Below are 21,666 nucleotides of genomic sequence, written 5' to 3'. Positions count from 1 at the left end.
CCGCTTGACCTCTCCGGCGCGAGTCGGCGGACGCCCACGCGGCCATGTGCCGTCGCGCGCGGCGGCCATTCATCCGAGTCGTCCCAGACGTCCCGCGCGGCCCGCGGGGCCCGCGGCGATCCCACCGCACACACGAACGGGCGGCACCCCCTCAGGGATGCCGCCCGCCTCGTGTCATACGACCGGCCGCCTCACGCGACCAAGTCAGTCAACCGCCTACTTGCCGCCCATGGCGTAGTACGCGTTGTTCCACCGGATCTGCTGCTCGAAGCCCTCGTAGGTCGTGGACTCGTCGATGACCAGCAGCTCGATGCCCACCATCTTCGCGAAGTCCTTCACCACGTCGATGCCGATCTGGTTGGACATGGCCGTGTGGTGCGCGCCGCCGGTCTGCAGCCACGACGCGACCGCCGTGGTGAAGTCGGGACGGGGCTTCCACACCGCGTGGCCCACGGGGAGCTTGGGCATGGGCTCGGGCAGGTCGACGTTGTCCACCACGTTGGCCACGAGGCGGAAGCGGTCGCGCATGTCGGACAGCGCCACGACCACGGCCTCGCCGGCGTCCGCGGTGAAGACCAGGCGCACCGGGTCCTCCTTGCCGCCGATACCCAGCGGGTGCACCTCGAGGCGCGCCTTCTTGGACGACAGCGCCGGGTTCACCTCGAGCATGTGCGCACCGAGCGAGAGCTCCTCGCCGGGCACCAGGTGGTAGGTGTAGTCCTCCATGAGCGAGGAGCCGCCGGGCAGCCCGGAGCCCATCACCGCGCACAGATGCACCAGGATCGCGGTCTTCCAGTCGCCCTCGGCGCCGAAGCCGTAGCCGTCGGCCATGAGGCGCTGCACGGCCAGGCCGGGCAGCTGCTTGAGTCCGCCCAGGTCCTCGAACGTGTCGGTGAAGGCGTGGAAGCCGCCCTCGACGAGGAACGCGCGCAGGCCCGCCTCGATGGCCGCCGCGTCGCGCAGCGACTGGTGGCGCTCGCCACCGGGCAGCAGTTCGGGGGCGACCTCGTACTCGGCGAGGTAGGTCTCGATGAGCGCGTCGACCTCGGCGTCGGACACCGCGTCCACCCGCTCGACCAACTCGTTGACGCCCCAGGTGTTGATCTGGGCGCCCAGCTTGACCTCGGCCTCGGTCTTGTCGCCCTCGGTGACGGCCACGTAGCGCATGTTGTCGCCGAAGCGGGCGACCTTGATGTTCTTCGCGGCGGCGCGGCCGGCGGCGGCACGCGACCACACACCGATGCGCTCGGACACGGCCGGCGTCGACGGGTGGCCCACCACGGTGGTGCGGGCGACGTTCATGCGCGACTCGATGTACGCGTACTCACGGTCGCCGTGCGCGGCCTGGTTGAGGTTCATGAAGTCGAAGTCGATGGTCGACCACGGCAGCTCGAGGTTCGCCTGGGTGGCGAGGTGGAGCAGCGGCTTCTGGAGCGCGTTGAGGCCGGCGATCCACATCTTCGCGGGCGAGAAGGTGTGCATCCAGGTGATGACACCGATGACCTTCGGGTCCGCGTTCGCGGCCATGATGGTCTCGAGGATCTCGTCGCGGCTCTTGACCACGGGCTTCCACACGATGGTGGCGGGCACGTCGCCCGACGCCTTGAGGGTCTCGACGACCTCGGTCGACTGGTCGGCGACCTGCTGGAGGACCTCGGGTCCGTAGAGGGTCTGGCTGCCGGTGAGGAACCAGACCTCGTAGTCGGCGAGGTGGGGAACGATGCTGGTCACGCCATGCCTCCCTGCGGCTTCTGTCCGTAGACGTTCTGGTAGCGGTCGAAGAGCGAGTCGATGTCCTTGGGGTCGATCGGGACCAGCTCGCCGCCCTGGCGGGCGATGTGGACGGTGCGGGCGACGTCCTCGCACATGACGGCGGCCTTGACCGCGTCACGCGCGTCCTTGCCGATGGTGAAGACGCCGTGGTTGGCCATGAGCACCGCACGCGAGCGGTGGCCGTCGAGGGTCTCGACAATGCCGCGGCCGATCGAGTCGTCGCCGATGATCGCGAACGGGCCCACGGGGATCTCGCCGCCGAACTCGTCGGCCATCGCCGTGATCACGCACGGGATGGGCTCCTGGCGGGCCGCCCACGCGGTCGCGTAGGTCGAGTGGGTGTGGACCACGCCGCCCACGTGCGGCATCGCGCGGTAGACGTACGCGGCCGCGGCCGTGTCGGACGAGGGGCTGCGGTCCGAGCCCATCGAGCCCTCGACCACGTTGCCGTCGAGGTCGCACAGGACCATGTTGTCCGGCGTGAGGTCGTCGTAGTCGACGCCCGAGGGCTTGATCACGAAGTGCGTGGTGCCCGGGACGCGCTCGGACACGTTGCCCGCCGTCCACGCGACGAGGTTGTTGCGGGTGAGCTCGGCGTGCAGACGGGCGACCCTCTCCCGGCTGCGACGGATCGCATGCACCTGCTCGGTAGTGAAGCTGACCACTGGTGTTCCTTCCTCATAGGGTGCCGCCGGCGACACGCGCGTCGCCCGGGCGGGAGAACTGATCTGCGCCGGCAGCCGCCGGCCGCGCCATGGGAAGGGTGCGCGGGGCGTCGTCCTCGGCGGACGACGGTGCTGCGACATTCATGGGCCCCATTGCCTTCCTCACGTGAGCGAGTTTAACGCTCACATCGCCCCCGTGCGCGCGCAGGGCCCGAGGGGCCCGGCATCGGGGGACGATGCACGCGTCGCCTCCCACGCTACCCGTCAGGAGGCGATCGGGTCGCCACGCGGAAACGCGGGAGCAGCCGCGCCGACGGGGTCGCGCCGCCGCACGGAAGCCGGCGGGCCGGCGCCGGACCCGGACGCCGGCTCAGGCGTCTGCGACGAGGGGCACGGGCCCGGACGACTCGCGCGCGATGAGCCACGGCTCGATGGGCTCGATGTGGCTCTCGGGCACGCCGTTGAGGCGGTCCATGAGCACCTGGACCGCGCGCAGGCCCACCTCGGTGAAGTCCTGGTGGACGGTCGTGAGGCCGGGTCGGGCGTGCGCGGACTCGGGCACGTCGTCGAAGCCCACGAGCGACACGTCGCCGGGCACCGAGCGCCCGCCCTCCTCGAGCGCGTGCATGGCGCCCAGCGCCATCGGGTCGTTCGCCGCGAACACCGCCGTCGCCGACGGATCCACCTCGAGCCCCGCGCGGTAGCCGGAGTCCGCGCTCCAGTCACCGCTGAGGATCGGGAGCTCCTCGAGCCCGTGCTCGGCGAGCACCTCTCGCAGCGCCGCACGGCGCAGTCGCGCCTCGAGGTAGTCGCCGGGGCCGGCGATGTGCTGGATGCGGCGATGGCCCAGCGACACCAGGTGCTCGACCACGAGCCGCACGCCGCGACGCTGGTCCACCGCGACCGACCGCGGCCCGTGCGCGTCGCCCGTCAGCACGAACAGGACGGGAAGCCTGTCGAGCACGGACTTGACCGCGTCGAGCATCTCCGGCTGCTGGGCCATCACCACGAGGGCGTCGACGGAGCGCCCCAGCAGGAAGTCGAGCGCGTCCCCGACCGTCCCCTCCTCCGGGGTCGCCGTGGTGATGAGCGGCTTGAGGCCCGCGCGCTTGGCGGCCGCCTCGATCGCGTAGAGCGTGCTCATGGGCCCGAAGTGGTGCGTCTCCGGCATCACGACGCCGATGACGTCCGACCGTCCCGTCGCGAGCTGCCGCGCCGCCATGTTGCGCCGGTAGCCCAGCTCCTCGATCGCGGCGACGACTCGGGCTCGCGTCTCGGGGCGGATGCCCACGTAGCCGTTGAGCACGCGCGACACCGTCTGGTGCGACACCCCGGCCACCGCCGCGACGTCGTGCATGCTCGGCCCCCGGCCCACCTTGCCCACGCGCCCTCCCGCCTCGGTCGTTCCCCCCATCGGGTTCTCAGCGTAGTCGGGCCCGCGACACGGCGCGCACGCTCACGCGGCGGGCGCGGCCCCGCCGACGTCTTGGTCGCCCGAACCGTAATGGTGACGTTAACATTGGCGGGTGGAGGCACCCGCCCGGCCACCGCATCGGCCCGGGGGATGCCGCCCGAAGGACCCGCGAGGCACCCTCCCCACCGTGCGACGATGGGGGCGGCTCCCCGCACCGCACCAGTGGAGGAACAGTGATCGACATCCCCTCGCCGCAGACGACGGCGGCCGCCTTCGAGGACCACTACGCGCGCCCCGCCGCGGGCGTGTGGTCGGCGCCCGGCCGCGTCAACCTCATCGGCGAGCACACCGACTACAACGACGGCCTGGTCTTCCCGTTCGCCATCGAGCGCCGCACCTGGGCCGCCGTCGCGCCGCGCGAGGACCGCATCATCCGCGTCCGCTCGGGCGCGATGCCCGACGCCGCGGAGATCTCCCTCGACGAGCTCGACCCCGCGAACTTCGAGGACTGGTCGGCGTACGTGTTCGGCGTCTTCTGGGCCATGCGCGAGCGAGGCGTCTCACTCGACGGCCGCACCGGCTTCGACATCCTGCTCACCTCGGACGTGCCGCTGGGTGCGGGCCTGTCCTCCTCCGCCGCGATCGAGTGCGCCGTCGCCGTCGCGGTGAACGACCTCTGGGAGCTGGGGCTCAGCCGCCGCGAGCTCATCTACGTGTGCCAGCTCGCGGAGAACGGCGCCGTGGGCGCCCCCACCGGCAACATGGACCAGACCGCCTCGCTCATGGGCGAGGACGGCCACGCCGTGCTCATCGACGTCGAGGCCGAGACCGCCGTGCCGGTCCCCGTGCACTTCGGCGACGAGGGCCTGTCGCTGCTGGTCATCGACACCCGCGTCCACCACTCCCACGCGACCGGCGGCTACGGCGAGCGCCGCGCCTCGTGCGAGCTGGGCGCGCGGCTCATGGGCGTGCCGACGCTCCGCAAGCTCACCGAGGCGGACCTCGAGCGCGCCGCCGAGGTGCTCGACGACGTCACCTTCCGCCGCGTCCGGCACATCGTGACGGAGAACGCCCGCGTCGCGCGCACCGCGCAGGTGGTGCAGGAGGAGGGGCCGCACCGCATCGGCGACCTGCTGGTCGCCTCGCACGCCTCGATGCGCGACGACTTCGAGATCTCCTGCCCCGAGCTCGACCTCGCGGTCGAGACCGCCCTCGCGGCCGGCGCCGTGGGCGCGCGCATGACCGGCGGCGGCTTCGGCGGCGCGGCCATCGCGCTCGTCGACGAGTCCAAGGCGGCGGAAGTGTCCGACGACGTCGACAAGGCCTTCGCGGCCGCCGGCTACGGCGCCCCCCACGTCTTCATCGTGACGCCCTCCCAGGGCGCGCGGCGCGACGCCTGAGCGGCGGCACCGTCCACCGCCCCGCGCCCGATCCACCACCCCGCACTCCTCTCACCCACCCCACTCACCGAGAACGTCCCTCAAGGAGCGACATGTCCTGGCTTGTCACCGGCGGAGCCGGCTACATCGGCGCGCACGTGGTGCGCGCGCTCGCGGACGCGGGGATCGCGCCCGTCGTCATCGACGACCTCTTCAGCGGCGTCGAGTCCTTCGTGCCCGCCGACGTGCCCTTCGTCAAGGCCTCCATCCTCGACACGGACGCGGTCGAGACGACCCTGCGCGAGCACGACGTGACCGGCGTGATCCACTGCGCCGGCTACAAGTACGCCGGCGAGTCGGTGAAGTTCCCGCTGCTCAACTACAGCATCAACGTCGAGGGCACCCGATCGCTGCTCGAGGCCATGCAGCGGGCGGACGTGCGGCGCCTGGTGTTCTCCTCCTCGGCGGGCGTCTACGGCAACTCGGGCGTCGAGTTCGTCACCGAGTCCACCCCCACCACCCCGGAGTCGCCCTATGGCGAGTCCAAGCTGATCGGCGAGTGGCTCATCCGCGACCAGCGCATCGCCACGGAGATGGCCGGCGCACCGCTCGCCGCGACCAGCCTGCGCTACTTCAACGTGTGCGGCTCCGGCCACGCCGACGTGTGGGACGCCTCGCCGCACAACCTGTTCCCCAAGGTGCTGTTCGCCATCCAGGCGGGCAAGGCGCCCCAGGTCAACGGCACCGACTACCCGACCCCCGACGGCACGTGCGTGCGCGACTACGTCCACGTGAGCGACCTGGCCGCCGCCCACGTGGTCGCGGCCCAGCGGCTCGAGGCGGGCCTGCCCGTCGAGCCGGTCTACAACCTGGGTTCGGGTGACGGCACCTCCGTGCGGGAGATCGTCGACGCGATGGTCGCGGCCACCGGCTGCGCGCAGGAGCCCGTCGAGGGTCCGCGCCGCCCCGGCGACCCCGCCAAGATCGTCGCCGACGGCACCCTCGCCGCCCGCGACCTCGACTGGGCCATGCGCCACACGGTCCAGGACATGGTCGACAGCGCCTGGGCCTCGCACCCCAAGGGCTGAGCCGCCGGGCGCGCGCCGGCACTCGACCCGCGCGCGTCACCCCTCCACACCAGAAATCACTGCTCCACACGCCCACCGGCGTGTCGACGGCGAGTCGCGGCCGCATCGTCCCTTTCCGGGCACGATGCGGCCGTCGCTGTGTGGAGGAGTGACAGGAGGGGGGCGCGCCAGGGGGTAGGTTTCCTCCGGACCCACCCCTGCGAAGGAGCGCCGATGAGCCTGATGACCTGGACCCAGCATGGAGACGGCCGCGCCGTCCGCGATGGAGCGGCCGTGGCGCCGCGGGAGCGGCTCAGCTGGCCGCGCACCATCGGGATCGGAGCGCAGCACGTGCTCGCGATGTTCGGCGCGACCTTCCTGGTGCCGGTGCTGACCGGCTTCCCGCCCAGCACCACCCTGTTCTTCTCCGCGGTGGGCACCGTGCTGTTCCTGCTGCTCACCGGCAACCGCCTGCCCTCCTACCTGGGCTCGAGCTTCGCGTTCATCGCCCCCATCACCGCCGCGACCGCCGCGGGCGGCATGGAGGTCGCGATGGGCGGCATCGTCATGGCGGGCGTGCTGCTCGCGCTCGTGGGCGCCGTGGTCCACGTGGCCGGCACCCGCTGGATCGAGATCACCATGCCGCCGGTGGTCACCGGCGCGATCGTCATGCTGATCGGCCTCAACCTCGCGCCCGCCGCGTGGGGCATGGTCGAGGCCTCGCTGGGCACCGCGCTCATCTCCGCCGCCGCCGTCGTCATCATCACCGTCCTGTTCCGGGGCATGCTGGGCCGCCTGTCCATCCTCCTGGGCGCCGTCGCCGGCGGCATCGTCGCGGCCTTCCGCGGCGAGTGGGACCTGTCCGGCGTCTCGGAGGCCGCATGGTTCGGCCTGCCGCAGTTCCACACGCCGCAGTTCGACTTCGCGGTGCTCGCGATGTTCGTCCCGGTGGTGCTCGTGCTGGTCGCGGAGAACATCGGCCACGTGAAGTCCGTCGCCGCCATGACCGGCGACGACCTCGACCCCGTCACCGGCCGCGCCCTGCTCGCGGACGGCCTCGCCACCACCGTCGCCGGCATGGGTGGCGGCTCGGGCACCACGACGTACGCGGAGAACATCGGCGTCATGGCCGCGACCCGCGTCTACTCGACCGCCGCCTACTGGGTGGCCGCCGGCTTCGCGCTGCTGCTGAGCCTCTCCCCCAAGTTCGGCGCCCTCATCGCCGCGACGCCCACGGGCGTGCTGGGCGGCCTCGCGACCGTGCTGTTCGGCATGATCGCGGTGCTCGGTGCGCGCATTTGGGGCCAGGGCAAGGTGGACTTCGCCAACCCGGTCAACCTCATGTCCGCGGGCATCCCGCTCATCGTGGGCGCCGCGAACTTCACGCTGGTCGCCGGCGACATGCACTTCGAGGGCATCGCCCTGGGCACCGCCGCCGCGCTCGTGACCTACCACGTCATGGCCGGCATCACCCGGTGGCGCCGGGCCGACAACCCGGTGGCGTCGCCCGCGTACGTCGAGGGCGACCGGTAACCGCCGCCCCACGACCCCGTTCCCGAGACGAGGCCACTCCCGCGGGGGTGGCCTCGTCTCGCGTCTGGGCGGCGCGGCTACCCCCAGCCGAGCTCGTGCAGCCGCTCGTCCTCGATCCCGAAGTGGTGCGCGATCTCGTGGACCACGGTGATCGCAATCTCGTCGCGGAGCTCGTCGACGGAGCCGCACATCCGGCTCAGCGGCCCCCGGTAGATGAGGATGCGGTCGGGCAGCTCGCCGCCCCACATGTCGCCGCGGTCCGTCAACGCGACGCCGTCGTACAGGCCCAGCAGGTCGGGGTCGTCCCCCTCGGGCTCCTCCTCGACCAGGATCACCACGTTGTCGATCATGTCGAGCAGCCGGTCCGGAATGGAATCGAGCGCGTCGTCCACCGCCGCCTCGAAGTCCTCGCGGGTCATGTCCACCATGGCGCCATGGTGGCACGACGGGGGCGGTGCCTCGGCGCGGACGCGGGCCGCGCATCGGCGCCGGTGGGCGCCGCGCATCGGCCCCCATCCCCAGGCACAACGCCGATTTGGAGAAACCCCGGCGAGCCGCTATCCTCTTCTAGGTCTTGAACGCGAGGGTCACACCGAGCGGGTCAGAGCCCTCATCGTCTAGCGGCCTAGGACGCCGCCCTTTCACGGCGGTAGCACGGGTTCGAATCCCGTTGGGGGTACTCGGACGGTCTCAGGATGGTCTAAACTGAATAGCCTGCTCGCAGTCAGCGAGATCTAGGCCCTGTAGCGCAGTTGGTTAGCGCGCCGCCCTGTCACGGCGGAGGTCGCGGGTTCAAGTCCCGTCAGGGTCGCGGAAGCGATTGCCCCTTCGATGAAGGGGCTTTCGTCTCTACGGGGTTCGCCCCGTTCGGCTCTGTAGCTCAGTTGGTAGAGCGCACGACTGAAAATCGTGAGGTCACGGGATCGACGCCCGTCGGAGCCACCATCGAGAAGGCCCCCGGATTCCCGGGGGCCTTTCGCGTATCCAGGGCCGATGCGCGGGCCCAGTATTTGCGCCATGCCGCCGGTACGCGCTTGACTAGGCCCAGAAACCTGGGAGGTCTCTCATGCCTGACAACTTCGGCAAGTACTTCGTCAACGCGATCGTCGCGGGACTGCTCGGCCGCCTCTCGTCGGTCGTCAAGACCGAGCTCGAGAACGCCAAGGCGGAGATCTCCGAGAAGCTCAAGAACATCGGCATCGGCGTGGGCCTGCTCGCCGCCGCGGCCGGCATCGGCTTCTTCCTCGTCGGCGTGCTCATCGCGGCCGCGATCCTGGGCCTCTCCACGGTGTGGCCCGCCTGGCTGGCCGCGCTCACGGTCGCCGGCGCGATGCTCCTGCTGATCCTGATCCTGGGCGGCGTGGGCGCGAGCATCATCAAGAAGAACAAGGACCTCAAGCCGCAGCAGTCGATCGACAACCTCAAGAACCTCGCCAACATCTAGCGAGGCGGCTCGCTAGTCGAGCCGCTCCTCCTGGATGGCGGGTGCCGGGCCGCGCGTCGCGGCCGGTCCCCCGCCGGCGGTTCCATCGGCCACGGCGGCGTCGATGCCCGCTCCCCCGGTCGCGTGCGAAGGGGGCGCGGTTGTCGCGTCGGGCGCGGCCAATGCGCCGGGCGCGGCCAATGCGCCGGTCGCGGTCGGCGCGGCCGCCGCCGATGCCCTCGCCGCCCGTGGCCGCCGCTGGGCGAGCCACACTCCCACGAGGACGATCGCGGCGCCCACGGGCTCGTACCAGAGCAGCTCCTCGCGCAGCACCACGACGCCCAGGATGGTGGCGACGACGGGCACCACGTAGGTGACGGACGCCGCGGTCGTGGCGCCGGCCACCCTCACCACGCGCCAGAACAGCACGTAGGTGATCGACGTCCCCACGACGCCGAGCCCCAGCAGCCCCCACAGCGCCTCCGAGCCGAGCTCCAGGGCGCCGGGCGCGGGGGCGGGCGCCACCAGTGCGAGCGGAGCGAGGATCACGACGGACAGCGAGATCTGCACCGCGGACAGCGGCGCCGGCCCCGCGTCGACGCGCGCGAGCAGCCGCCTCGACATGGTGGAGCCGATGCCGTAGCAGGCGGTCGCGCCCAGCATGAGAAGCGTGCCGGCCAGCGGCACCCCGTCGATGTCCCAGGCGCCCACGAGCACCGCGATTCCCGCAGCGCCCAGCACCAGCCCGCCCAGCTGCGCGCGCGAGGCCCGCTCGTGCGGGATGAGCAGCGCGACGAAAAACGCGGTCCACAGCGGCGTGGTCGCGTTGAGCAGGCTCGCGAGGATGGACGTGATGTGCTGCTGGGCGAGCGGGATGAGCACGAACGGCACCGTGGACAGCCCCAGCGCCACGACCGCGATCGCGCCCACGTCGCGCAGGCCCAGCCGCGGCCACTGACGCGTCACGGCCACGAGCAGCCACAGCACCACGGCTCCCACGGCGACGCGCCCGAAGCCCACCTGGGCCGGCGCGAGGCCGCGCAGCGCAAGCGAGATGAACAGGAAGCTGGAGCCCCAGGCGAGCGCGCAGACGAGGAAGGCGGGCAGCCACGCACGCAGGGGCGCGGGCGTCACCGTCGGCCCCGGGGAGTCACCTCGCGGCCGGGACGGGCTCGCGCCCGTCCGCGCGATCCACGACGCGGGCCGCCTCGTGGACACCTTCCACGGGCGCGGAGCCTGCCCCGGACACCGTGGAGCCCTCGAGCTCGAGCATCGCGGCCTTCACCGCGGTGCCGCCGTAGCCGTACGCCCCCAGGGCGCCACCGGTGCGGACCACCCGGTGGCAGGGCACGAAGGGCGCGACGCCGTTGCGCGCGCACGCCGTCCCGACGGCGCGCATCGCGCGCGGACGCCCGGCCATCTCGGCCAGCTCCGCATAGGAGACGGTCGTCCCTCCCGGCACCGCGCGCAGGCGCTCCCACACCTCCTGCAGGAAGGGCCCGCCAGACTGCTCGACGGGAACGCGCGCCAAGGCGTCACCGTCGCCGGCAAGCCAGGCGGCCACCGCATCGGCCACCGTGGGCTGCTCCCCGGGCGCGTGGCCGCGCGCGGCGAACTCCGGCGCGAGCGCGGCGACGCAGTCGCGAAGCGCCTGGAAACCCGAGGCGCGCACCACCCCGTCGTCGGGCGTGGTGAGGACGTGGAGGTCCCCGAAGGGTGTCTCGTAGCGGGCGCTGACGAGCGGGGTCGCGATCATGCCGTCAGGGTACGCCGGTGCGCCACAGCGCGCACCGGCGTACCCCGGCGCCCCCGAAGGGGTGGTTAGCGGCCCTCCTGGGCGGCGGCGAGCAGCGCGTGCACCTCGGCCTCACGGAAGCGGCGGTGGCCGCCCAGCGTGCGGATCGAGGACAGCTTGCCCACCTTGGCCCAACGGGTCACGGTCTTGGGGTCGACGCGGAAGATCGCGGCGACCTCGGACGGTGTGAGGAGCTTCTCCGGCTCGGTCACAGACTCAGTCATCATCATTTTCCCTCAGTAGGTCCGCAGCCGACGTGGGGGAGCGTCGCCTGTGACACATGAGAAGGCTCTCCGCCGCGCCTATGACGACGGAAATCCTTGCATTTCTGAAATATCCAATTTGCCCCAGCAAGGCCGATACTAGCGGTACCGGAAACATCGTCATAGACACGCGCCGGAGTGTCGCATCCCCCAGCGGTGCGCCGTTCGTCACACTTGCGACCCCAATCGGGACCTTCGTCCCGGTTTGATCGCGCCCGCGGGCCCGGATCGGGCCCGGAGGTCGCGGCCAGCGGGGCTGACACGGTAAACTGTCGGGCAGGAATGACACGACGCGACGCCCAACAAGCGAGGCGCGCGAGACGCGGAAGGGGCGGCAACCATGGGGCGAGGCCGTCAGAAGGCTAAGGACGCGAAGATTGCGCGCCAGCTGAAGTACACCAACCACGGGACGGACCTCCGTCAGCTTGAGCGCGAGCTGACCTCGCACACCGAGCCTGCCGAGTCGTCCTCCGACGACTCGGACCAGTACTACGACCGCTGGGCGGACGACGAGGACTGATCCTCGCCCGGGCGGTTACGCCCGGTACGCCCCGGTCAGGTTGACCGCTCCCCCGTCGACGCCCTTGGCGCCGCGGACGGTGTCCTGTCCCGTGGCGCGGCCGTCGTCCTCGGTCACCTCGCCGAGCACCCAGGCCGGCACCCCGGCCGATGCGCTGGCCGCCATGAGCGCGTCCGCGTCCTCGGGCGCGACGATCGCGACCATGCCCACGCCCATGTTGAGGGTCGCCTCCAGGTCGTGCCACGGCACCTTGCCCGCGGCCTGCACCAGGGCGAACACCGCCGGCAGGTCCCACGCGTCGCGGGCCACGGAGGCCGCCAACCCCGCGGGGATGATGCGCGCCACGTTGGCGGCGAGCCCGCCGCCGGTGACGTGCGAGAAGGCGTGGAGGCCGGGCACGGACGCGGCCAGGGAGACGCACAGCTCCGAGTAGATGCGCGTGGGCTCGAGCAGCTCCTCGCCCACGGTGCGGCCCAGCTCGTCGACGTGGCGGTCCAGCTCCCAGCCCGCGTGCTTGACCACCGAGCGCACCAGCGAGTATCCGTTCGAGTGCAGGCCGGAGGACGCCATGGCGACCACGACGTCTCCGGGACGGACGCGCTCGGCGCCCAGCACCGCATCGGCCTCCACCACGCCGATCGCGGCGCCCGCGACGTCGTAGTCGTCCGGCTCCATGACCCCGGGGTGCTCGGCCGTCTCGCCGCCCACCAGGGCGACGCCCGCCATCGAGCAGCCCTCGGCGATGCCGCGCACGATGTCCGCGATGCGCTCCGGCACCACCCGGCCGCACGCGATGTAGTCGGTCATGACCAGGGGCTTCGCGCCGCAGACCACGATGTCGTCCACGACCATCGCGACCAGGTCCTGGCCGATCGTGTCGTGCACGCCCAGCGCCCGCGCGATGACGATCTTGGTGCCCACGCCGTCCGTCGAGGAGGCGAGCAGGGGCCGCTTGTAGGACAGCAGCGCCGAGGCGTCGAAGAGGCCCGCGAACGCGCCGACCCCGCCCAGCACCTCGGGGCCGTGCGTCTTGGCCACGGCGGACTTCATCAGCTCGACCGCGCGGTCGCCCGCGTGCGTGTCGACGCCGGCGGCGGCGTAGGTGAGGCCGTCGGTCTCGGTCATGGGTTCAGGCCTCCGCGGGCTGGTTGAGAAGCAGGTGACGGGCCGCGACGGGCGGCTCCACGGGGTAGGTGCCGGTGAAGCAGGCGGTGCACAGGCGCGACTCGGCCTGCCGCGTCGCCGCGAGCATCCCGTCGAGGGAGATGTAGCCCAGGGAGTCCGCGCCCAGATCCGCGCAGATCTCCTCGACCGAGTGCCCCACCGCGGCGAGCTCCTTGCGCGTGGGGAAGTCGATGCCGTAGAAGCACGGCCACTGGACGGGCGGCGAGGAGATGCGGACGTGGACCTCGGCGGCGCCGGCGTCGCGCAGCATCTGGACGATCGCGCGCTGGGTGTTGCCACGCACGATCGAATCGTCCACCACCACCAGGCGCTGGCCCTCGATGACCTCGCGCAGCGGGTTGAGCTTGAGGCGGATGCCCAGCTTGCGCAGCGTCTGCGAGGGCTCGATGAAGGTGCGGCCCACGTAGGAGTTCTTCACCAGGCCCTGCGCGAACGGGATGCCCGAGGCCTGCGCGTAGCCCACCGCGGCGGGGGTACCGGACTCGGGGGTGGGGATGACGATGTCCGCCTCGACCGGGTGCTCGCGGGCCAGCGCCCGGCCCATCTCGAGGCGCGCCATCTGCACGCTGCGGCCGGCGATCGTGGTGTCGGGGCGGGCGAGGTAGACGTACTCGAAGATGCAGCCCTTGGGGTCGGGCTCCGCGAAGCGGCGCGAGCGCACCCCGTCGGCGTCGATGACCAGCAGTTCGCCGGGCTCGACCTCGCGCTCCTGCACGGCGCCCACGATGTCGAGCGCCGCCGTCTCGGAGGCGACCACCCAGCCGCCGGAGGGCAGGCGGCCGTAGACCAGCGGGCGGATGCCCTGCGGGTCGCGCGCGGCGTACAGCGTCGTCTCGTCCATCCACACGAACGAGAAGGCACCCTCGAGGCTGGGCAGCAGGTCGACCGCGACGTCCTCGAGGCTGTCGAAGCCGGTCGCGCCCAGCAGCGCCGTCACCACCTGGGTGTCGGTGCACTTGCCGCCCGTGAGGTCGAGGCGCTTGGCCAGCCCCTCGCGCTCGGTGAGCAGGTCGAGCAGCTGCGCGGTGTTGGTGAGGTTGCCGTTGTGGCCCAGCGCGATGGTGCCGTGCTCGGTGGGGCCCAGCGTGGGCTGCGCGTTCGCCCACACCGAGGCGCCGGTGGTCGAGTAGCGCGCGTGGCCCACCGCGATGTGGCCCTGGAGCGCCTCGAGCGCGCCCTCGTCGAATACCTGCGAGACCAGGCCCATGTCCTTGAACACCAGGATGTTGGAGCCGTTCGAGGTGGCGATGCCCGCGGACTCCTGCCCGCGGTGCTGGAGGGCGTAGAGCCCGAAGTACGCGAGCTTCGCGACCTCCTCGCCGGGTCCGAAGACGCCGAAGACGCCGCACGCATCCTGCGGGCCCTTCTCGTTCGGGTCGAGGTCGTGGTTGAGGCGGCCGTCACCGCGCATCGGTACTCCTGTCCTGCGCGGACCCCTGGGGCCCGGCCGGTCGATCGAGGCGGATGGCGATCAGCCCGCCGAACAGCCCGCCGAGCAGCCCCAGCCCCAGCACGAGCACGACGAACACCATGAAGCGCCCCGTGCCGGTGGAGTTGGGCAGCACGATCGCGAGGATCGCGGCGAGCACGATCGCCGCCCCCACGCCGGTCATCACCATGCGCGAGAACCGCGGCGCGGTGCGCACGTGTGCGGGCACGGACAGGCGGTCGAGGTCCTCGACGGCGGGAGGCTCGGGGAAGTCGGCGGCCTCGTGCGGCTCGTGGGCGTCGCTCACCGGGCCAGTCTAGGGCGTGGCGGGCAGGGGCCTCCCCGCCGGCGGTGGCGGGGAATGGACAAGGGACGATGCACCGCCCGGGTGGGCGGGGCATCGTCCCTTGGTCTGTGGCGGCCTGCGCGCGCCGGGTCAGGCGCGGCGGCGGCGATCCGCGAGGACGTAGAGCCCGCCTGCCGCGGCGACCGCGAGGAGGCCTCCCCAGCCGAGCCAGCGCATCGTGCCCTGGCCGCCGGCGGCCGGAAGGTTGAACTGCGCATCCGACAGGATGATGCGCTCCTTCGCATCGTCCATGTCACCGCGGAACAGCTCGTTGCCCTGCGCGTCGAGTACGACGGCGACCCACTGGTACACGCCGCCGAGCGTGGCGACATACTTGGGCGTCTCGAACGTGGCGCCGGCCGCAAGGTCGTGATCCACCTGCGACTCCCACGCGACGCGGCGGTTGCCCTTGTCCATTTCCTTCTCGGACTCCGCATAGTAGAGCACCGAGTGGACGGTCATGCCCGCGCGGCCATCAGTCACCGTGATCTGGTCCCAAAGCGAGGCCGGGGCGGCCGACGAACTGGATCGCGCCTCGGTCGTCGCGACGGGGTTCGGGGCGGCAACCTTGAACATCTCTGCCGTGTCGTTGAACGCCGACGTGACTCCGTTGACTGAGTCGTTGCCCTTGAAATCCGTCACGACCACGTACCAGCCCTCATCGACAGGCGCCTCGAAGTCGACGTCGTGGGCCCTGTTGTCCGCCGCCACGGTGAGACCGTCGATCGCGACGGACTCCCCCGACGGCACGGTGGCATCGGACGGCTGGTCCGCGTAGGGGCCATACACGTCGACGTCAGCCTTGAAGCCACCCTTGCCGGCGTACTGGCTGACAAACGACTGAGGCAGCCCGCCGATGGTGATCTCGTCGGTCACCGTGGTGCCCGGTGCCACCTCGGCCGCGCCCTGGATCTGAGACGCGTGAGACGCGGTCGGCTTCACGACGTGGAACATCTCGGCCTTGTCGTTGAAAGCCGATGTGACGCCGTTCACCGTGGCGTCGCCCGGGAAACCCGTCACCACCACGTACCAGCCCTCGTCGACAGGCGCATCGAACGAGACCTTGTGAGCGGAGTTGTCCGCCGTCACGGTGAGCCCGTCGATCGCCACGCTTGCGCCCGCGGGCACGGCGGCATCGGACGGCTGGTCCGCGTAGGGGCCATACACGTCGACGTCGGCGGTGCCCTCGTGCCCGCTCGGAATGTTCGCAATCGTGACCGAGTCCGTGACCGTGTCCCCCGGTGCCACCTCGGTCGCGCCCTGGATCTGAGACGCGTGAGTCGCGGTCGGCTTCACGACCGTGAAACGCTCGTCCGAGTCGTCGATGCTCGAGGACCCATCGAGTACGGAAGCAGAGCCGTTCCACTCCGTGACCACCACATAGTGGCCAGGTACGTCGACCGCGTCGAAGGTGACGTCGTGCGGCTGGTTGTCCGCTGGAACCTTCCGAGAGTCCACTGCCTCAAGGTCGCCCAGGCCAATCGTGCTCCAAGCAACCGAGTCGGACGGCAACGCGCCCTTCACACGGTAGAGATGCGCGGCCGCCAATTCGCGCTTGTTGCCGCGAGTCTTGACACCGTCGATGGTGATGCGATCCACCGGTTGCGCGCCCACGTCGTAGACGTGCTTCTCCACATTCGACGTGTGCTCGGCGGGGCACTTGAAGGTTCCCTCGAAGCCGTAGTGGTGAATCTCGCCGGAGTCCTTCGCGCTCGTGAACTCACGCGCGAAGACCTGACCGTTCACGGGATGGTGATTGCCTTCGATGGTGAGGTGGGCGAATGGTGCGTACATCGCACCGTCAATCTCCACATCGGCGCTCATGATCACATCTCCGTGGATGTCACTGAAGTCCCACATGACGTATCGAGCGGCCTCAGGCTGCACCTGGTCGCCCACCATGAGTCGCGTCGGCCTGATGACGGCGCCATTCGAGACGTCTTCGGGCGAGACGTGAATAATGACCGGGGTCGTGGGCCCCGGCGCAGTAGCGTTGTCTTTTGGCCCGAAGTGAAGTGCGTTGCGGTATTGGAAGTTGCCTTCGATGTCCGCGTATTCGATGACGTTCACAGCTCCGGCGGTCAGCCTCACGTCCGGGTCGTTCGCACCAAAGTCGCCAGCGATTGGCGTCACTCGGCTGACGTCTTGGCCGTCCTGCGAGCGCGCGGGGTCACGGAACGCCGCAAGGCAACTACTCATCTCAGCTGACGTCTTGGTGGCCTGCGCCTCAACGTATCGCGCCACCACCCGCGCACCTTCTTGAATCGACGTGGCACGTTTGACCGACTGAAAACTGGAGACCCAAGCGTCGTGGCTACTAGCGTCAGACACGATCTGATGACGTGCATCGATCCGCGGCACGCTGTCGCTTTGGCCACTGTCCAACTGATATTGGGCCTGCTCGGTCGCGCCGCCGACGTGGTTCACCGCGAAGTCTCCGATTTGCATATTCACGACCTTGACTACGCCAACGCCAGCCGCACCGGGTGTGCCGGCGCCCGTGGAGCTTACGTCGAACCAGCCACCAAGCGCGTCTTTCTCGTCGGGAAGTCGGTTTACAAGCACACGCGTCGCCTGACCATCCACAGAAGGAAGGTCGTACGACCCATCGCCGGAGTTGTGATGGATCACGTCATATTTCTTGATCGAGTCGATCGTGCCGCCCGCGGCGATCGACCCCTCGATCTCGTCACCGTTGAAGAACGCGTCACCAGTGGTGTAGACGGTGAACCCGCCATTGATATCAAAGGGGTTGAATCCGCCGCCCGAGGTGGGCGTCCACCCCACAGCATTCGACCCATCAGCCGCACCTCGGCCGCGCATTTCGGTGGAGGCTACGTCCGGCGCGGGGGTGACCACCCCGTCGGGGTTGTCGTACTCCTCGGGAGTCTCGGCCAGCGGGTCGGCGCCGTCCGGCGCGGCGGTGCCCGTGTAGACGTCGAAGTCGGCGGCGTCGTCCGCAAGCGCCGCAGCGGGCTCGGGCGAGGGCGTCGGCGACGCCGTGGGCGACGGCGCGTCCGCGTCGGGCTGGGTTGGGTTCGATCCGGCGTCGGCCGCTGAAGCGTCCACCGCCTCGACATCGACGTTCGTCGACTCGGCCGCGATAGACCCTTCGTCGGGGACGTCGGCAACCGGCGACGGCGAGACCGACGGAGCGGCCGAGGGCTCGGCAAGGGACGCCGGCGAGGAGCTGAGCGCAGGCTCGTCGGCTGCGGAGTCGGCGGCAGCGGGCAGCGCCGTTCCGACGAGCGCGACCAGCACCATGCCGCCCGCGAGCGCGGCGCGTGCGTCGCGTCGTCCGCGTGTCGTCACGCCTCGAAGCATCTTGTCCTCCAACAGCCGGGGTGTCCTTCCGCGGAGAACATGCGCCAACTCTTGACGGCGGCCCCACCTTCCCACCGGAGGGGCGCTCTCGGCCCGGCCCGCGCATCGTCTCTGGGGAAGTTGGCGCATGTTCTCCCGCGACCCCCGGCATCCATGCCCGCAAGGAGAGACCGCATGACTTCGACGCGCCTGAGCGCCTGCTTCCGACCGCTCGGATTCGCGGTCGCACTCACGGTGGGTCTCGCGACCGTCGCCCCCGCGGCGATCGCGGCCGATTCCTCGCCGGCCGCGACGCCCGAGGCCACGGCGACCGTCCAGGCGGCGCCGCTCTGGGCGCTCGACGCGCAGCGCACCGGCGAGATCCGGGTCCACACCGTGACGGCCGTCGCGCCCGACGCGGGCACGGTGCAGCCGACCGGAACCTCGAACCTGCGGCCCGTCGCGGGCGCGGTGCTCGCCGCGACCCCGATCACCTCTTACCTGGGCGAGGCGCTCGACCTCACGACCGAGGCCGGGTGGAGGGCCGCGACCGCGCTGTGCGACGCGGTCAACGCCGCCGGATCGTGGGACGTCTTCTACGCGGGCCATGCCGCGGACGTCACCCTGGGCGCGCCGGTCGAGAAGACCTCCGACGCGGACGGCCTCGCGGACTTCAGCGGCCTGGACCTGGGCCTCTTCACCATCTCCGAGACCGTCGCCCCCACGTCGTGGGCGCCCATCGCGACCTTCGTCTCGCCCTCGCTCGCGACCGACGATGCGGGCACCGGCTGGAGCTACACGGTCGACGCGTTCCCCAAGCCCGACGAGATCAGCATTGCCAAGGACGTCTCCCGGCACCGGATCGCGGCCGAGCACGAGGTGGTCACGTGGACCATCGACGCGGACATCCCGTCCGCGCTCCAGGACGCGTACACGGTCGAGGACGTCCTCTCGGACGGCATCCACGTCGCGTACAAGGACGTGAGCGGCCTTCACAGCGCCGACAGCGCGGACGCCGATGCAACGGTCGAGGACGTGCTCGAGCACGCCGTCGACGTGACCGTGGTGGCAGCGGACGGCTCCGCCCTCCCCGGGCTGCTGGACGCCGACGACTTCGAGCTCGACCTCACCCACGTCACCGAGGGCGTCGACCGCGACGGCGACGACGTGCCGCTCGACGCGGACGCACTGACCGTGACGGCGACGGCTGCGACGCTCGCGGCGATGCCGCAGATCGTGACCGACCACCCCGGCGCGCGCGTCGAGGTCACGCTCAGCTCCGAGATCACCGCCGACGCGCGCCACTGCACGGAGGCCATCCAGGCGGGGCTCTCCGCTAGCGGCACCTACGAGTGCGCGTCGACGGAGGTGGCGAACGAGGCGCTGGTGCTCGTCGGCCACAGCGCCGTGCTGTCGCACAACTGGACCGCCGCGGCGCCGCCGGTGACCGTGAGCTGGCCCGAGCCGCCTGCCGAGGTGCCGCCGACCTCCGGTTCCACCCCTCCCGCGGGCGACTCGACTCCGCCGACCGACGGCACCGTCCCGCCCTCGACCACCACCGCGACCCCGACTCACCCGACCGGCTTCGCCATGACGGGCGGAAACATCGCGCTCGCACTCGGCGGCGGCGCGGCACTCACCGTGGGCGCCCTGATCTTCATCTACTCCCGGCGCCGCGACGAGCAGCAGCCGGCCTGAGCCACGCAACCACGCGTCCCATGACCGCGCCGCGCGCGGGACGCGACGCCCACGGAACTCGGTTCCGAGGGCCTCAGAAAAGTTGGCGCATGTTTCAACCCGCACGGCCCGCCCCGGGCCGTCCATGCACGTGCGGACCGAGACCCGGCCGCGGAACACACGAGAAGGAACCTCTCTCATGATCTCGACTACGCGTCCTGCGGTCCGCTTCGCGGGCCTCGCCGCCACCGCCGCGCTCTCGTGCGGCCTGATCCTTGGCGGCGCCGCCGGCGCCATGGCTGCCGATGCCACCCTGATCGACGACCAGCACGACGGCTCGATCACCATTCACGGTGGCGCCGAGAACGCGGAGTTCTCGGTCACCCGGGTCACCGCCTACGTCGGCCAGGACCTCGACCTCACCACCGACGCCGGCTGGCAGGCCGCGCAGGATCTCTCGACGGACGTCAAGGCGGCCGGCGGCTGGGATGCCTTCCTCGCGGGCAAGAACGGCGGCGACGTCGACCTCGCCACTCCGACCACGATCACCGCCGACGCGTCCGGCGACGCCTCGGCTGCGGCCCTCGACCTCGGCATCTACGCCGTGACCGAGACCGTGGTCCCCGCCGGCCACGTCGCCGCCACCTCGTTCGTCACCCCGGTGCCCATGACCGACCCGGCTGGTCTCAACCAGTGGGTGTACGACATTGAAGCCGACGTCAAGGATGACCAGGTCACCGCGACCAAGACCGTCGTGGACGCGCCCGCCGCCGACTCGGACCAGGACACCGTCTGGACCATCGACGTGGACGTCCCGAAGGACATCAACACGCTGACCGACTTCGCGTTCCGCGATGAGCTCGACCCCCGCCTCAACGTGGCCGACGCCTCCGCCGTGACCCTGACCTGGGTCGACGGCACGGGCGCCGACCAGGGCGACGCCTCGGCCGCGTTCGACCTCGTGGTGTCGCAGGGCACCGCCCCCGCCGGCGACATCGTCGTGGCGACCGCCAAGAAGGACGCCACCGCGATCCAGGCCATCGAGGACGCCGCCGCCGCGACGCACAAGCTGCGCGTGGTCATCACCACCGACGTCACCTCGATGGACGCCTCGAACCCCATCATCCCCAACCAGGCGAACGTCTACACCAACGCCACGGACGTCAATGTCCTGCGCACCCCGGCTGGCGCAAAGACGCCGGGTGTGCCGGCCGGCACCCCGGGCGGACCGACTGGTACTCCCGGCGAGCTGACCCCGACCACGCAGCCCGACGGCACCACCAAGGAAGTCCGGACTCCGTCGTTCACCCCTCCCACGTTCACGTCGCAGCAGCCCCCGCTCAACACCGACGTGCCCGTGGTCAAGTGGGGCTCGCTGGAGATCAAGAAGACCGACCTCGCCTCGGGTGACGCCCTCGCCGGCGCCGAGTTCCAGATCTTCGCCTCCGAGCAGGACGCCCTCGACGGCACCAACCCGCTGCACGCCCTCGACGGCACCACTGCCACCTTCGTGACCGACGCGAACGGCATCGCCTCCGTGGACGGCCTCCGCTTCTCGGAGTGGGCCAACAACGCTGCCGCGACCGGCGACGACATCAAGTCCTACTGGGTGGTCGAGACCAAGGCCCCCGCGGACCACGAGCTCTCCGTGAACTCGCCGCAGGAGGTCACCGTCAGCGACATCGACGCCGACGCGGAGGTCACCTTCGCCGACGCGATCCAGCGCGCCGGCTTCGACCTGCCGATGACCGGTGGCACCGGCACCATGCTCATCTCGCTCGCGGGCGTGGGCGTGCTCGGCGCGGCCGGCGCCCTCATGCTGGCCGACCGCAAGCGCAAGGCCGACGCGCAGGCCTAAGCCCTCGCGTCACCAGCACCGCGAAGGGGCGGCACC

The 21,666-nt window shown here is 71.1% G+C and carries 18 protein-coding genes and 3 tRNA genes; 10 read left to right on the top strand and 11 right to left on the bottom strand.

The window, feature by feature from the left end:
- Positions 1–216 precede the first annotated feature (216 nt).
- The 3 genes from araA to AOM03_RS05820 form a co-directional block, all read right to left on the bottom strand.
- Positions 217–1,731 (bottom strand): L-arabinose isomerase, encoded by a 1,515-nt coding sequence (gene araA, locus AOM03_RS05830; protein WP_062379291.1) that lies wholly within the window; start codon positions 1,729–1,731, stop codon positions 217–219.
- Entirely contained in the window at positions 1,728–2,438 is a 711-nt protein-coding gene (locus tag AOM03_RS05825; protein WP_062379288.1) for an L-ribulose-5-phosphate 4-epimerase, read from the bottom strand. Before AOM03_RS05825 ends, araA begins: the two co-directional genes overlap by 4 nt.
- A gap of 370 nt (positions 2,439–2,808) precedes the next feature.
- Positions 2,809–3,852, bottom strand: coding sequence for a LacI family DNA-binding transcriptional regulator (locus AOM03_RS05820; protein WP_062379287.1), 1,044 nt, complete (start codon positions 3,850–3,852; stop codon positions 2,809–2,811).
- 233 nt (positions 3,853–4,085) lie between these two features.
- Here AOM03_RS05820 and galK point away from each other — a divergent pair, with 233 nt between their 5' ends.
- From galK to AOM03_RS05805, 3 genes are all read left to right on the top strand, one after another.
- A complete protein-coding gene (galK, locus tag AOM03_RS05815) occupies positions 4,086–5,252 on the top strand; it encodes a galactokinase (RefSeq protein WP_439645028.1) in 1,167 nt (388 codons plus the stop codon).
- Positions 5,253–5,344: 92 nt separating this feature from the next.
- Positions 5,345–6,319, top strand: a complete 975-nt coding sequence (gene galE, locus AOM03_RS05810) for a UDP-glucose 4-epimerase GalE (RefSeq protein ID WP_062379285.1) — start codon at positions 5,345–5,347, stop codon at positions 6,317–6,319.
- Positions 6,320–6,532: 213 nt separating this feature from the next.
- A complete protein-coding gene (locus AOM03_RS05805; protein WP_062379283.1) occupies positions 6,533–7,831 on the top strand; it encodes a uracil-xanthine permease family protein in 1,299 nt (432 codons plus the stop codon).
- 77 nt (positions 7,832–7,908) lie between these two features.
- On the opposite strand, the gene AOM03_RS05800 is transcribed toward AOM03_RS05805, so the two are convergent.
- The gene (locus AOM03_RS05800) at positions 7,909–8,259 is read right to left on the bottom strand and encodes a metallopeptidase family protein (protein WP_062379281.1); all 351 of its coding nucleotides are present in this window, start codon (positions 8,257–8,259) and stop codon (positions 7,909–7,911) included.
- A gap of 178 nt (positions 8,260–8,437) precedes the next feature.
- Between AOM03_RS05800 and AOM03_RS05795 the strand changes: the two genes are divergently transcribed.
- The 4 genes from AOM03_RS05795 (at position 8,438) to AOM03_RS05780 (ending at position 9,275) form a co-directional block, all read left to right on the top strand.
- Positions 8,438–8,510 (top strand) — tRNA-Glu (locus tag AOM03_RS05795).
- Positions 8,511–8,568: 58 nt separating this feature from the next.
- A tRNA-Asp gene (locus tag AOM03_RS05790) sits at positions 8,569–8,642 on the top strand.
- A gap of 58 nt (positions 8,643–8,700) precedes the next feature.
- Positions 8,701–8,776: transfer RNA gene (locus AOM03_RS05785), tRNA-Phe, on the top strand.
- A gap of 121 nt (positions 8,777–8,897) precedes the next feature.
- Positions 8,898–9,275 (top strand): phage holin family protein, encoded by a 378-nt coding sequence (locus AOM03_RS05780; protein ID WP_062379278.1) that lies wholly within the window; start codon positions 8,898–8,900, stop codon positions 9,273–9,275.
- A gap of 12 nt (positions 9,276–9,287) precedes the next feature.
- Here the strand turns inward: AOM03_RS05780 and AOM03_RS05775 are convergent, their stop codons facing one another.
- From AOM03_RS05775 to AOM03_RS05765, 3 genes are all read right to left on the bottom strand, one after another.
- Positions 9,288–10,388 (bottom strand): DMT family transporter, encoded by a 1,101-nt coding sequence (locus AOM03_RS05775; RefSeq protein WP_062379277.1) that lies wholly within the window; start codon positions 10,386–10,388, stop codon positions 9,288–9,290.
- Positions 10,389–10,404: 16 nt separating this feature from the next.
- Entirely contained in the window at positions 10,405–11,010 is a 606-nt protein-coding gene (locus tag AOM03_RS05770) for a methylated-DNA--[protein]-cysteine S-methyltransferase (RefSeq protein ID WP_082092182.1), read from the bottom strand.
- Positions 11,011–11,075: 65 nt separating this feature from the next.
- Positions 11,076–11,273, bottom strand: a complete 198-nt coding sequence (locus AOM03_RS05765; protein WP_062380106.1) for a BldC family transcriptional regulator — start codon at positions 11,271–11,273, stop codon at positions 11,076–11,078.
- A 379-nt stretch (positions 11,274–11,652) separates the two neighbouring features.
- Between AOM03_RS05765 and AOM03_RS05760 the strand changes: the two genes are divergently transcribed.
- Positions 11,653–11,832: a DUF3073 domain-containing protein gene (locus tag AOM03_RS05760; RefSeq protein ID WP_062379275.1), complete on the top strand. Its 180-nt coding sequence runs from the start codon at positions 11,653–11,655 to the stop codon at positions 11,830–11,832.
- 15 nt (positions 11,833–11,847) lie between these two features.
- On the opposite strand, the gene purM is transcribed toward AOM03_RS05760, so the two are convergent.
- From purM to AOM03_RS05740, 4 genes are all read right to left on the bottom strand, one after another.
- The gene (gene purM / locus AOM03_RS05755) at positions 11,848–12,957 is read right to left on the bottom strand and encodes a phosphoribosylformylglycinamidine cyclo-ligase (RefSeq protein WP_062379272.1); all 1,110 of its coding nucleotides are present in this window, start codon (positions 12,955–12,957) and stop codon (positions 11,848–11,850) included.
- A gap of 4 nt (positions 12,958–12,961) precedes the next feature.
- Entirely contained in the window at positions 12,962–14,428 is a 1,467-nt protein-coding gene (gene purF, locus AOM03_RS05750; protein ID WP_062379270.1) for an amidophosphoribosyltransferase, read from the bottom strand.
- Positions 14,418–14,753 carry a hypothetical protein gene (locus AOM03_RS05745; protein ID WP_062379268.1) on the bottom strand — a complete coding sequence of 112 codons (336 nt, stop codon included), beginning with the start codon at positions 14,751–14,753 and terminating at the stop codon, positions 14,418–14,420. The genes purF and AOM03_RS05745 overlap by 11 nt, the downstream gene beginning before the upstream one ends.
- Before the next feature lie 129 nt (positions 14,754–14,882).
- A complete protein-coding gene (locus AOM03_RS05740; protein WP_162197268.1) occupies positions 14,883–18,128 on the bottom strand; it encodes a collagen-binding domain-containing protein in 3,246 nt (1,081 codons plus the stop codon).
- Between the two features lie 162 nt (positions 18,129–18,290).
- Between AOM03_RS05740 and AOM03_RS12670 the strand changes: the two genes are divergently transcribed.
- Complete coding sequence (locus tag AOM03_RS12670) at positions 18,291–19,793, top strand: SpaH/EbpB family LPXTG-anchored major pilin (RefSeq protein ID WP_062379263.1); 1,503 nt, start codon at positions 18,291–18,293, stop codon at positions 19,791–19,793.
- Between the two features lie 178 nt (positions 19,794–19,971).
- On the top strand, positions 19,972–21,630 hold the full coding sequence (locus AOM03_RS05730) for a SpaH/EbpB family LPXTG-anchored major pilin (RefSeq protein WP_062379261.1): 1,659 nt from the start codon (positions 19,972–19,974) through the stop codon (positions 21,628–21,630).
- Positions 21,631–21,666: the final 36 nt, after the last annotated feature.

The organism is Demequina pelophila (assembly GCF_000971175.1).
GTDB classification, from domain to species: Bacteria; Actinomycetota; Actinomycetes; order Actinomycetales; family Demequinaceae; genus Demequina; species Demequina pelophila.
The sequence above is the reverse complement of the archived record's forward strand: the minus strand, read 5'-3'. Positions and strand labels throughout refer to the sequence as shown.

Coding starts and splice junctions, on each gene's coding strand:
- purM (WP_062379272.1), bottom strand. CDS start 12,957: ATGACCGAGACCGACGGCCTCACCTACGCCGCCGCCGGCGTCGACACG.
- AOM03_RS05765 (WP_062380106.1), bottom strand. CDS start 11,273: ATGACTGAGTCTGTGACCGAGCCGGAGAAGCTCCTCACACCGTCCGAG.
- AOM03_RS05780 (WP_062379278.1), top strand. CDS start 8,898: ATGCCTGACAACTTCGGCAAGTACTTCGTCAACGCGATCGTCGCGGGA.
- galE (WP_062379285.1), top strand. CDS start 5,345: ATGTCCTGGCTTGTCACCGGCGGAGCCGGCTACATCGGCGCGCACGTG.
- AOM03_RS05760 (WP_062379275.1), top strand. CDS start 11,653: ATGGGGCGAGGCCGTCAGAAGGCTAAGGACGCGAAGATTGCGCGCCAG.
- AOM03_RS05820 (WP_062379287.1), bottom strand. CDS start 3,852: ATGGGGGGAACGACCGAGGCGGGAGGGCGCGTGGGCAAGGTGGGCCGG.
- AOM03_RS05805 (WP_062379283.1), top strand. CDS start 6,533: ATGAGCCTGATGACCTGGACCCAGCATGGAGACGGCCGCGCCGTCCGC.
- purF (WP_062379270.1), bottom strand. CDS start 14,428: ATGCGCGGTGACGGCCGCCTCAACCACGACCTCGACCCGAACGAGAAG.
- AOM03_RS12670 (WP_062379263.1), top strand. CDS start 18,291: ATGACTTCGACGCGCCTGAGCGCCTGCTTCCGACCGCTCGGATTCGCG.
- AOM03_RS05730 (WP_062379261.1), top strand. CDS start 19,972: ATGATCTCGACTACGCGTCCTGCGGTCCGCTTCGCGGGCCTCGCCGCC.
- AOM03_RS05770 (WP_082092182.1), bottom strand. CDS start 11,010: ATGATCGCGACCCCGCTCGTCAGCGCCCGCTACGAGACACCCTTCGGG.
- AOM03_RS05800 (WP_062379281.1), bottom strand. CDS start 8,259: ATGGTGGACATGACCCGCGAGGACTTCGAGGCGGCGGTGGACGACGCG.